The 12778-nt window shown below is 45.1% G+C and carries 8 protein-coding genes; 4 read left to right on the forward strand and 4 right to left on the reverse strand.

Going from position 1 to position 12778, the window contains the following annotated elements; genetic code table 11:
• Positions 1-345: 345 nt before the first annotated feature.
• The 3 genes from GJQ68_RS14425 to GJQ68_RS14435 all read right to left on the reverse strand — a co-directional run bounded on the left by GJQ68_RS14425 (position 346) and on the right by GJQ68_RS14435 (position 7644).
• Positions 346-2241: a heparinase II/III domain-containing protein gene (locus GJQ68_RS14425; protein WP_162417964.1), complete on the reverse strand. Its 1896-nt coding sequence runs from the start codon at positions 2239-2241 to the stop codon at positions 346-348.
• A gap of 336 nt (positions 2242-2577) precedes the next feature.
• Positions 2578-4353, reverse strand: a complete 1776-nt coding sequence (locus tag GJQ68_RS14430) for a RagB/SusD family nutrient uptake outer membrane protein (RefSeq protein ID WP_162340130.1) — start codon at positions 4351-4353, stop codon at positions 2578-2580.
• Positions 4354-4371: 18 nt separating this feature from the next.
• The gene (locus GJQ68_RS14435) at positions 4372-7644 is read right to left on the reverse strand and encodes a SusC/RagA family TonB-linked outer membrane protein (RefSeq protein ID WP_162340129.1); all 3273 of its coding nucleotides are present in this window, start codon (positions 7642-7644) and stop codon (positions 4372-4374) included.
• 618 nt (positions 7645-8262) lie between these two features.
• Here GJQ68_RS14435 and GJQ68_RS14440 point away from each other — a divergent pair.
• From GJQ68_RS14440 to GJQ68_RS14455, 4 genes are all read left to right on the forward strand, one after another.
• Positions 8263-8976, forward strand: coding sequence for an NUDIX hydrolase (locus GJQ68_RS14440; RefSeq protein WP_162417965.1), 714 nt, complete (start codon positions 8263-8265; stop codon positions 8974-8976).
• On the forward strand, positions 8951-9364 hold the full coding sequence (locus GJQ68_RS14445) for a hypothetical protein (protein WP_162417966.1): 414 nt from the start codon (positions 8951-8953) through the stop codon (positions 9362-9364). The genes GJQ68_RS14440 and GJQ68_RS14445 overlap by 26 nt, the downstream gene beginning before the upstream one ends.
• Positions 9361-9873, forward strand: coding sequence for a DUF1905 domain-containing protein (locus tag GJQ68_RS14450; protein WP_162417967.1), 513 nt, complete (start codon positions 9361-9363; stop codon positions 9871-9873). Before GJQ68_RS14445 ends, GJQ68_RS14450 begins: the two co-directional genes overlap by 4 nt.
• 163 nt (positions 9874-10036) lie before the next feature.
• Positions 10037-10474: a DUF6526 family protein gene (locus tag GJQ68_RS14455; RefSeq protein ID WP_162417968.1), complete on the forward strand. Its 438-nt coding sequence runs from the start codon at positions 10037-10039 to the stop codon at positions 10472-10474.
• Between the two features lie 45 nt (positions 10475-10519).
• On the opposite strand, the gene GJQ68_RS14460 is transcribed toward GJQ68_RS14455, so the two are convergent.
• Positions 10520-12694, reverse strand: a complete 2175-nt coding sequence (locus GJQ68_RS14460; RefSeq protein ID WP_162417969.1) for a bifunctional alpha,alpha-trehalose-phosphate synthase (UDP-forming)/trehalose-phosphatase — start codon at positions 12692-12694, stop codon at positions 10520-10522.
• Positions 12695-12778 lie beyond the last annotated feature (84 nt).

Here is a 12778-nt window from a genome sequence, read left to right on the forward strand (position 1 = left end):
CGAACAGCACGGCTCCGCGGAATTTGTAATTCCGTGGCACAGATCGGGGGATTTGTAATCCCCGGACGGATACGTAAGCAGGATTGCAAATCCTGTTTATCTGTGGTTCGACATTGCAAATATCGAACAGCACGGCTCCGCGGAATTTGTAATTCCGTGGCACAGATCGGGGGATTTGTAATCCCCGGACGGATACGTAAGCAGGATTGCAAATCCTGTTTATCTGTGGTTCGACATTGCAAATGTCGAACAGCAGGGTTTAAGCTAAATTCTTCAATGCCCTTATATCACTTATATGGTTCACTATTTTTTTTCTCGGTGTCTAAGTCTTAAATCGACTCATCCCTACAAAGCCTCTAACTTCACTTTCAGGGTGGTTTCTTTTTCCAGCGCCCAGGCAGGAATTCGGATTTCAATACGCTTCAATCCATCAATTTGCCTGTCCAATTTCAGCGGAGCGGGATCAAGAGAAACGACCGAAACCGCTAGATCCGGATGGGATAAATTTTCCAATTTCACCTGCTTTCCATCCTGCCTCAGGATCGCTCCGCCCGGAACGATTTCCACATCCGCCTGCGTCATGAGCTGCCAGGTGATCATCTCGGTGTTTTCATTGGTGACCAGCTGATCCTCTATTAGTAAGGAATGATCATCCAGACGTACAAACTTCCGGTGCGCCTTATCTAGATTACCCCCAAAAACCGATGTCAGGTCAAACAGGGCTTCGGGTTGAGCTCCCTTCGAGAAATTTTCCAGGCTGGCAAAACCATCGTTGACATGCAATTCATTGTTTACCGTCAAGGTGCTATGACCGTAATTGTTTTTAGTCAGCAAAGTCCAGCGTTCACAATCCTGACAACTTCCCCAAAGGTTGAATCCCGTTGTTTCCAGTTCGTGGTAAGGCTGGTTTCCCGGATCGATTACCCATCTGACCCCGTTCAATTCCCAAATAAAGGAACCGGCATCCATATTGCCATGACTGATGGTGGCCTTGCCTCCTTTACCGCCAAAATAATACGCATCGGCAGCGTCTGAATCATCCCGAAAAATGGTTATTGGATTGGATCCATCTCCTTTCCAGGCAGTAGGAAGACCTTCTTCTGATGTGGATTCAAATTGTGCCAGCCAGATCAGGCCCGCACCGGCTATACGGTGCAACTTGCCCATATCCGCTGTTGGCTGGAGGAACTTTTCATTTTCGATATATAGTGGATTCCCTGTTTTGGTCCCAAACCAGGCCAAAATAATGTCCCCGCTTGTTCCATGTTTATCTCCGCAGTCCGCATAATTGTAATACCAGCCGGAAGGGGCAATGCTTAGTTTCCTGAAATCGGCACTGGCTTTGAAGGCCGGGTATTCGGCTATGCCAAAATCGGTTCCAAAGGCTGATTCCAGCATGGCGGATGTCAGGACCGAAAAGGCGGTTCCATAGCCCCAATAGGTAGACCCTTCCGGGTACACCCCATCCGGACCATACTCTTCCAGGGCATGGGGCATGCCATCCAGGGAACGGGAAATGGTTTTGGCGGCCAATTCCGGATCCTGGTCAGCTATCATGATGGATGCTGCAATCATGCCTCCGTTACAAACCTGGTTCCAGTTATTGGTTCCATCGATCCAGCCGTGGTTGCCTTCCCAACTGGGCTGAATGCCTTTTTCAATCAAAGCGGTTTTGGCCAAAGCTACGGTTGATTTTGGCAGGTCCTTCCCTACCCAATCAATGGCCAGGGCCACGGCAGTTGCCATTTCTGCCACATCCAGAAAATGCGAGGGATTCCAGTCAGAAAAATTGGAAACGGCCAGCAGCTCTTCATTTATCTTGTCCAGGTACTTTTGATCGCCGTCAATTCGATAAGTAATCCCCAATACGTTCATTCGGTGCAGCATGTCACGGGAAGTTCCCAATAGCCGGCGCCCCACTACCTTTCGGGTTAATACCGGCTCACTAAGTACTGCTTCGGCATTGGCTTTCACTGCTTCGTAGTAATTGGCCACCATCGGATCCTGTTTAATTTCTCGCTTCAGGTTTCGTTCCCAGGCGGGTGTAAGGGCCAGTTTCGGGCTTCTTTTGCGCAGGTTGCGCTTGATGTAGTTTACCGTGATGGGATTTTCCAGCTTGGGGGGATCTTGATCTAAAAACGGGTCAACAGCAATCGTTGAGGCTACCGCTGTTCCCTTTGAAGGTCCTGCAAGGATACCTGCAAACAGAAATATACACAGAAGTAATTTTGGGTTTTTCATAGTTATTTTATGGATTTTCAATCATTCAACATGGAATTCAGTAAGGTAGGAAAGGTTTAGTCGAAATGGCGATTTTAGGTATCGAAACAAGAATTTAGCCGTTCATTCTGCTGTTTACAAAAGGTAATTTACATTTTTCTACTATTCCTTTCAATCCTTCCATGTAATATAAAGAAAAAACCTGCCAACAATTCCTCCGAAAAAACGATCCGGGAAAAATTGTTGACAGGTCTTATCAAATTTAACAGCCAGATTAAAACTGACCTTTTACCAATATTTAGAACTTGGTCTTTCTAATGACTCCAATTCTGAAAGTCACCTAACTAAACCAATATTTTATTCGTAACCAGGATTTTGCTCCAGTTGCGGATTTTGAGCCAGGTCATCCAGTGGAAGGGGCCAAAAGTAATGCTTGCCTTCATCGAATACCGGATTTTCCCAGTCGGTGCCTTTATACACATCGATATAGGTATTTCCGTTATCGGGATCTACACTGGTCTGTATGGCTGCACCGGCGTACCTGGCTTCAGCGTCTGCAGTCCACCGGATACCCAAATCAGGGCTTTCCAGTTTTTTACCCTGCTTCCAACGCTTCAGGTCGTTGTATCGGAAACCTTCCAAAAACAACTCAACCCTTCTTTCCCTTCTGATCTCTACTAGTAAGGGGGAAATACCATCATTGGCATATCGGGGATCCATCGGTGGATTTACATCCAGGTGAGGCATGGCTACCCGGTCTCTAAGCAGATTGATACTCATATCCAGGTCGGCCTGGGTGATTTCACCCAGCTCGGCCTTGGCCTCTGCATAATTCAGCAACACTTCCCCGTATCGAAGAATGATTCCGGGCGTTTCCGCTGTATTGTAAGCCTTGCCGATCATATCATCTGCATTGTAATGTTTGACAATGTGATAACCCGTTGTGGTAGTAAGGCCTCCGGGCATCCCTACAATTCTGGGGTAATCCCTTCCATCATTATTATGGTATTTGTACTTTTCGGAATCATCCGGATGAAGGATCGTCTGTCGTAAGCGAGGATCCCGGTTAGCAAAGACATCTTCAATGGTCTCATCGCCCTGATACAGCGGAGACATAGAAATCGGTAAGCCATCGGTTGCCAGGAAATCTTCGACAAAACTTTTGGTGGCTCCACCTGTATAGCTGAAATAGCTTTGGACGTGATTGGTATAGATTCCCAATTGGTACCTTCTCCACACCATCACCTCCGGATTGCCACTTACATCCAACTGTCGATGAAAGGCATTGAAATCGTTTTCCGGATCCCCGGTATTGTACACCGAATAGGGGCCGTTGTCCATGATTTCCTTGGCCGCTTCCGCCGCTTTTGTCAACCACATTTCGGCATTGGATCCACCGTGGTATTTTCTCCAGGTACCTTCAAACAGACAAACCCGGGACATGATGGCCAAAGCGGCCCAACGGTTCAATCGGCCCGGCTCGTTGCCATCTCCCCAGTCATCAGGAATGTGGGTAGCGGCAAATTCCAGATCAGCCAGGACATTATCCATCGCCTCTTCTCTTGGCGTTCTTGCGGCAAAGAGGGCTTCGTCATCGATATTGAGTTCTTTTTCCACCCAGGGAACATCCCCAAATTTCTGAACTTTATCAGCATAGAACCAGCCTCTGAACAGTCTGGCTTCCCCTACATACTTATTACGAGTTGCATCAGGGATGGCTGCTTTGGGGTAGTTTTCCAGTCCAATATTGATGGCTCTGACAAAATGCCATCCCCTATAGCCAAAGGGTTGGGCACCATTGGGTACAATTTGTCTCCCGGCTCTTACCTGCTGGTAAAACAAGTGCCGCTCGTGCCTGGGAGCCAGGTTATCTGTAAATTCATCCTGGAAATAATAACTATACCTATGACTGTCAAACCCATCATCATGGGCCATCATAATGGGCACATCGTTATCGTTTAATGCCATGTGGTACAGTGTATTGTTGTAGGTAGCCAGGTCATTTTCTGTATTCCAGAATGTCTCGTTACTCACTTCATCCAGTGGATAGCGTTCCAGGAATTCATCGTTGCAGGCGGAAAACATCACTGCCAAAAGGCAAGTCATGATCCAAATATATTTATTGCTTTTCATAGTATTTTCGGTTTTTTATTAGAAGGTTATTCTCGCACCTAGCGTGTACACACGTTGCATCGGGTACTCAATAGCTCCTGAATAAATGGACTCAGGATCCAAGGGCTTACGTATAGGAGAATATTCCCAAAGATTCATGCCCGCAAAGTAAATATTGGCATTTTGAAAACCGATCGTTTCCATCCAACTAAGGGGCAGATTATAACTCAAGTTGACATTTTTCAGACGTACATAGGCTGCATTCTGCAAAAACCGTGTTTGAGGCTGGATATTCTTTTTATCATTGGTAGAGATATGAGGATGGGCAAAATAAGCATCCCTGTTATCTTCAGACCAGGAATCGGTGATAAAATATTTCTCCACGTGCCCGGCGTTGAAAGGGAAAAACCAGGTCCAGTTGCCTGAGGTTGGCCAGTGGTCCCTTCTCCCTACTCCCTGGAAGAACAAATTCAAGTTGAAATTTCTCCATTGCAGGTTATTGTTGACACCGAAACTATATCTTGGTGTATTATTTCCTATCACCCTTCTGTCTCCCGGCTCGGAAAGCGTGTTGTTACCTGGTGAAATCACACCATCGTTATTCAGGTCCGCATATTGGATGTCTCCTGGTCTCCAGTTGGCTCCCAAGCGGGACTGATCGGCATGGTTATCTACCGCTTCTTCCGTCTGGAATATACCAACGGTTTCATAGCCCCAGATTTCTCCCAATTGTTGGCCTTCATAATACTGATTAATCACTCCCTCGGGATTGATAAACCTGGTAATCTCAGCCGTCCAATCTGACAAGGCCAGGGTAATGTCATAATTCAAGTCGTCTCTGACCTGGTCCCTCCAGGTTAATGCCAGTTCCCAGCCAGTAGTCTTAAGGTCAGCCGCATTGGATTGTGGCGCACCAGTTCCCAATATGGATGGGTATTGTTGCCTCATCAGCATATCTTTGGTTTCCCTCGAAAATACATCAAAAGAGGCATCAATTTTACCGCCAAATAAGGTGAAGTCAAGACCAACATTCTGAGATACAACCGTTTCCCAGGTCAAGGTCGGACTTACCAATCCGGCAGGAGACACATAAGGTGTTCGCTGACCGGCACTCATCATATAAGGAGATTGACCGGTTCCCATGGTAGGAATATAGGGGTAAAAATTATTACCTAATAATTGATTACCTAAGGTTCCGTAGGAAGCTCTTATTTTCAATTCGTCCATCCAGCTGCTGGTTCCCGCCATCCAGTTTTCATTCGAAAGTCTCCATCCTGCAGAGAAAGAAGGGAAGAAACCAAAACGACTGTCCTGAGGAAAACGAGAAGTACCGTCGTACCGCCCATTGGCTTCCAGTAGGAATCGTTCGTCAAAAATATAGTTTACCCGGTAAAAGGCTCCCCTCAACGAAACATGACTACTGCTTCCTGCTGTTTGCTGCATCCCAATGGTGGCATTTAAATCCGTAATTAGGGGAGTAAGCAAGGTATTGGCTTGTGATCGGACGAATTTATTCTGACCCCACTCCTGATTAAAACCAATCATGGTTTTCAGATTGTGTATTTCCGGAAGTGGAACTTGGTAATCCGCATAGGCATTGAAAACATAATACTGGTTATAAGTATTTCTTTCATCGATGAAATCGTTACCGCTGAAACCATTACTAATCATTTGATCGGCCAGGAGGTTGTTGTCGACAATATCAATTTTGCTGGCTACTTCCTGCTGTGTTCTGTGAAAGAAATTATACGAGAAATTAGACTTAATCGTAAGGCCTTCCGCTGGCGTGAGCGTTGCTCCCTGCGTCAACCAAATATCGTTATTTGTCCAGGTATTTCTTCCTCCATCTTCCAGATAGGGCCAGAAATTAGTTCCGCCAAAATACATCCCAATGTATTGTTCGTACTGCTCTCGGTCACCTGGCTCTATGTAGTGAGGCAAATCAGGAAATTGAATGGGCATAATTGGATTTACCCTCGCCAGTGAGTTGATATTCACATCCCAGTTGTAGAAATAAGGTTTGTCAGTCTGCTGAGAGTTGATCACGATTTTCTCATCAAGGGTCAACCAATCTGTTATTTTAAATTCCCCTTTCATCAGGATGTTGTATCGCTTGAAATTTTCATTGCGCTCTGAATCCAGGTACCCATCCTTATTCAAGTGACCAAAGGAAACGAAATAATTCGAATTTTCTGAACCCCCTGAAATGGATAAATCATGCTGTTGCGTGGGAGCAAAGTCCGTCATGATATTGTTCTGGTAATTGTTAAAACCGTAAAAACGAAGGTTTCCATCTACCACGCCCCATTCGTTTTCGGGGATTGGGTTTTCAGACCATCTGCGAGTGCCTTCCACCATGTCATCATCAAAACTAGGCACGCCGTTAGTTCGAATATTCGCAGTGTTTCTGGCATTTACAAAATCATGCGGATCCGTGACCGGATCCATATTGAAGATCGGTTTGGCTAATGAAAACTGGCTATTTAAGGATACTCTTACTTTACCGGCTTTTCCGCTTTTAGTAGTGACCAAAACAACTCCAAATGCAGCCCGGGCACCGTAAACGGCAGCGGCGGAAGCATCTTTTAGTACGGATACACTCTCAATATCATTGGGATTGATCCTGTTTAGGTCCATGGGAACGTTATCCACCAAAATCAAAGGAGAACCCCCATTGATGGATTGAAATCCTCGAATATTGAAAGACGGACTCTGCGAGGGATCTCCGTTTTGGGGGGTAATGTTCAGGTTGGGAATTACCCCTTGCAGCCCTTCTGCCACATTCGCAATCGGCCTGCTTTCGAGTCGCTCACTAGTAGCTACCCCAACAGCTCCTGTTAGGTTTACTTTCTCCTGCGTACCATATCCAACGACCACCACTTCATCCAATGCTTGCGCACTTTCTACCAAGGTGACATCAATGGTTTGCTGGTTTCCGACTTCTACGGTCTTACTTTCAAAGCCAATAAAAGAGAATACCAGGGAGACTCCTTCCGGTACGGTCACGGAATATTTTCCATCCAGATCCGTCGCCGTACCTACGGAGGTACCCGGAACGGATACGGTAGCACCGGGTATGGGTTGCCCATTTTGGTCCGTCACGGTCCCGGATACGGTGATATCAAATTCATTTTGGGTTTTCTCCACGCTGCTGATGGAGGCTCTGTCTGGCACATTCACTGCCACATTCTCTAGATTCCTGTCTAATTGCTGTTCCTGCGCCATCAGGCTGCCGGATACCAGGTAAAACAGGATTGCCGCCAGGCATGAAATCGATTTCACCAGGCGACAATTAAGTACTTGTTTTTTCATAATGGATTGTTGTTAATTGTTAGATTTTTCTTAATCGTTTTTCTTCGCTTGTCACGAATCAGTTTTCCATAGGCACTTGATTTATTGATGAACGGTTTTTTTAATACATGAAAAACAAAACATCGCTTTGTTTTTACAGCTTTTAATTAACCTTAACGAAATTATATTTTACTTAACAAGAAACCTCCCTTTAAGCAAAGGGAATCTTTAATCTTAACAGGGTGATTTCATCTGAATTATTCCAAATTATATGGATTTTATTATCAAGAAAAAAATTATAGGGGATCTTTTTTTATAACTAATTTTTTGTGTTTTAAATCAGAAAAATCCTTTTGTAAAAAAAATATGATTCCCAGTACCCAAACCTGAAGGTTTTTCAGCCTTAATCCCTGTTTCCTTTTTTTGGACTGCCTATCCGGAATTCCATTATTTTTTTTAATCGTAATAGTGACGTTTGAAAAAAAAATAAGTAAACTTAAAACCGGATATTACCAACGAATGATTTCCGGGTAGGTAATTAGGTCTTGGTAATCCCGCAGAATAGCCCATATGCTATTTTAGGAAGTAATTATTGGCAAAACAAAAACGACTAACGGTAGACTTAGATTAAAAGCTATTATGATTAAATATTCCAGTCAGACCAGGGTTTTGGTAGCCGTGGATTGCATTATTTTCGGATTTGATGGTCAAGACTACAAATTATTACTGGTACAGCGTGGGTTTGCGCCAGAAAAAGAAAAGTGGAGCCTGATGGGTGGGTTTCTCCAACCCACAGAATCCCTTGATGAAGCGGCCACGCGAATCCTAAAACAGCTAACCGGATTGGAAAACGTTTATTTGGATCAAATGCATGCGTTTAGCCGACCGGATCGAGACCCGGTAGAGCGCGTGGTGGGAGTCGTTTACATGGCCCTGATCGATATCGAAAAATACGAAAAGCAAATAAACGATGATTTCCATGCCCGCTGGTTTTTGATGAAAGAATTACCCCAACTGATTTTTGACCATGAGGAAATGGTGCAGATGGCACTTAATCGCCTCCGTTATAAGGCATCGCTTCACCCCATCTTGTTTGAATTGCTTCCGGAGAAGTTTACCCTGCCTCAGCTGCAGGCCTTGTACGAAGGACTCTTCGACACCAAGATTGACAAACGAAATTTTACCCGGAAATTACTGTCCAGCAATATCCTGAAAAAGAAAAACGAAAAGGATAAATCCACCTCCAAAAAAGGGGCCTATTTTTACTCGCTTAATGAGGCCATTTATAAGGACAATGGTCAAAACATGCTAAACCTGATCCCCAAAAATGAAATGCCTGCCGCTATGGAATAAATTTCCCTTCTTCTCCCGGGAAAGAACGGGTGCTGTTTCATCCGGCACCTCTCTGCTGTTGTACTGGGGCTGTGTAGGGGTCTTTACCTTTATGGCGTCAGGACTATTTGCCCAAAACCAGGAAATTAGTGGCTCCTGGAGAGGAGAACTCGATTTGGGTATCCAAAAACTTCCATTAGTTCTTCATTTCCTAGCCCTGGAGGCGATGGACATGGCATTATTTGAGATACATCGTTTCGAGAATCTGAACCATTTGTTTCAAGCTGCTCCAACCGGAGCCGTGTCCGAATACGGCGAAATCGAGGAAACCATGCACGAACCGATGATGGAAAAGCTGGGAACCTGGATTCTTCAACTGCCGCCAACTCAAGCTCTCCCTTCCCCATGAAACATGCCTTCCAAACCGAGCTGAAAAATTTTCATTCGGACTTGTGGCAATATCACCTGCCCGTTCCGGAGGAAGTGGTCCGTGAGCTCATGCGGGAAGGAAATAAACGAATCATTTGCACGCTAAATGATAGCCATACCTTTTCGGCAGCCTTGATGAAATGCCAGGATTATTGGTTTGTCTTGATCAACAAAAAGATAAAAACGACCCTTCGCCTGAATCCCGAATCACAGGTGCAGGTTAGTCTGGAGTCTGACCTTTCAGAGTTTGGTCACTCCATGCCCGAACCCCTGCAACTCCTTTTGGAGCAGGATGAACTATTTAGCATGCATTTTTATGCACTCACGAAAGGAAAACAACGAAGTTTAGTCTACCTCACCGGCAAAGTGAAAAATCCACAAAGCCAGCTAAACAAGGCCCTGGCCATCATGACTCATTTAAAGGAAACGGGCGGAGAGCTAAATTTTAAACAATTGAATGAGAAAATCATTTATTTTAATAACCGGTAAAATCTGGGTATTATGACAGATTTGGAACAAATGGCTGCTTCGACACTTGATTGCCGTGTTTGACAAATTTTCATTTTCCAAATGAATACTATAAAAATAAAATCGAACTGATTCTAGAATTCCTATTTTTGCGTTCAATCAAACAGACAAACTTTTATCTCCCATGCAAAACTACGCCAACCATAGCCGGTATTTCCCCTTACATCATTATGTCGTGGCTCCGCTTACGCTGATTTTACTCTCCTGGTCTTTTTGGAACCTGGCAGAAGCATTTGCAGCGGGTGGGGATTGGCTGCACAGCCTTTACCTGGCTTTAGGAGCGGTGGTCCTTTTTTTGCTGCCCGTCATGTCCCGAATATATGCATTGAAAAATCAAAACCGCATCATCCGGCTGGAAATGAGGTTGCGGTATTTCCAGCTTTCCGGCAAACCATTTTTGCACCTGGAAAAGAAACTGAATATGAAGCAACTCATAGCCCTGCGCTTTGCCGGAAGTAAGGAACTCCTCCCACTGATAGACCGGGCTATTCAAGAAAACCTAAGCCCCGGGGAAATTAAAAGGGCCATCAAGGACTGGCAAGGAGATTACATGCGGGTGTAAATACCAATGGTATCCCGATTTGGGGATACCATTGGAGATAGCCAGTTAATCAATCAACTTATTCAGCAATACCCGGACCTCTTTAGGGTTCTTGATATTGTAATTTGCCTGCGTGTAAGCATATCCTACCCGTATGGTATAGGCACTTTTGGGCATGGCTTTAAAGGTGTCTTCATCTGTCCAATCATCTCCCAGGGCCATCACAAAATCGTACTCTTCGCCTCTCATCATGGACAAGGCAGCACGACCTTTATTGATGTCGGGCCTTTTGATTTCCAAAACCATATTTCCTTCCAGCACTTGCAAATTGTGGCCCCGGGCCATGTATTTAAGGTGACTGAATAACTCCCTCATCCGCAGGTCGCCCAGGCCACTCTCCACCTTCCGGTAATGCCAAACCAGGGAATGGTGTTTTTCTTCGATGAAGGCCCCCGGAGTTCTCAGTACATAATATTCCATTACCTGCCGGATATCCTCTTTCCAGCTATCGTCTACATCTGCATACAGGGACCATTCCTCCGGCTGGTCCTTCTTTTTGAGCCAAACGCCATGTTCGGCGATCATATCCACGTGTTGTCCTTTAAACCATTTGCCCAAGGTTTCCTTATCCCGTCCACTGATAATGACCACCTGACATACCTTGGAGAGCGTGGCGACCAGGGACTTCAGCTCCTCGTCGGGAAAAGCATCCTGCGGACGACTTTTGAATCCTACTAAGGTCCCGTCATAATCCAAAAAAACGATGGGCCGTTTTGCCGCTTTAAATGAATCAACTAATTGCCGCATTATTTTAGAATCCAGGGATTTGGATTCCAACTCGGTTTGCTTTTCCTTGACATGCGTCAGCCGATCCATGAATACCTTTACCCACTGAAAAATATCGTATTTTTTCAGGCTGGATTGCATGGAACCTATCCGTAACTCTTGCTCTTCTTCGTCCATGGACAGGGCTTCTACGATGGCTTTTACCACCCCTTCCTGATTGTTTGGGTTAACAAGTATGGCATCTACCAACTCTTTACTGGCACCAGCCATTTCAGAAAGGATTAATACGCCCTTTTTATGCGTTTTACTGGCGACAAATTCCTTGCACACCAAATTCATCCCATCCCTGAGCGGGGTGACAAGCGCAATATCGGACATGGTATAGAAGGCACTTAACTCATTGAATGGGAAACTCCTGTAAAAATAATGCACCGGCACCCAATTTAGGGTGGAGAACTTACTGTTGATACTCCCTACCAGGGTATCTATTTCCTCCTTTAGTACCTGGTATGATCTTACTTTATCCCGGGAAGGCACCACCACCATGATCATGGAAACCTTGCCATGGTATTCGGGATGGTCTTCCAATAATTGGGTAAAAGCCTTGATACGTTGGGGAATTCCTTTGGAATAATCCAATCGGTCAATGGTGATCAATAATTTCTGATCCCCCAGCATTTCCTTAAATTTCTTAACGTGGTTAAGCGTCTTTTTACTTACAGCGGCCTTGGCAAATTTCTCGTAGTCAATGCCCATGGGAAACGAATCCACATTGATCAAGCGGTTATCTGCCTGGATAAACCCACTTTCATTCGAAAGCCCCAGAATGCGCCCTACCGCACTGAGGAAGTGGCGCATGTCGTCATACGTATGGAAACCGATCAAATCGGAACCCACCATCCCTTCGAGCATTTCCTTTCTCCATGGCAACATGCGGATGATCTCGTAGGACGGGAAGGGTATGTGTTGAAAAAAAGCAATGGTGGCATTGGGAAGGTGATTCCGAAGCATCATTGGCAAGAGCAGTAATTGATAATCGTGGACCCAGATGGTATCATCCGGGTTTGCCTTGGCCAATATCGCATCACAGAACTTCTGATTTACCTGTACATAGGCTTCCCAGTAAGAATCTTCGTAATTGATGTATTGGGTGAAATAGTGGAAGGCAGGCCAAATGGTCTCGTTGCTAAACCCTTCGTAATAAAGCTCTACGTCCTTTTTGGTCAAAAAAACAGGAGCCATTTTCAGCTTTTTTAGCTCATCGACAATTTCATTTCGCTGGTCTTCATCGGCTACATCATTGCCGGGCCAGCCTACCCATATATTCTCGCCTTCCTTATAGATGGAACCCAAGCCAGTGGCCAATCCACCTGCACTGGGTTTAAATTCAAACTTGCCATTTTTGTGTTGCAAACTAATGGGCAGTCTATTGGAAACAATAATCGTTTTGGACATGTCTGGCTGTGGGTTGCTTGGTATAAAAAGGTATTTCGGTAAGGTTCGTTAAAAACGCTTCTAACAGCGTCTAATTTAATGAAA

This window comes from Cyclobacterium roseum (assembly GCF_010119225.1).
GTDB classification, from domain to species: domain Bacteria; phylum Bacteroidota; class Bacteroidia; order Cytophagales; family Cyclobacteriaceae; genus Cyclobacterium; species Cyclobacterium roseum.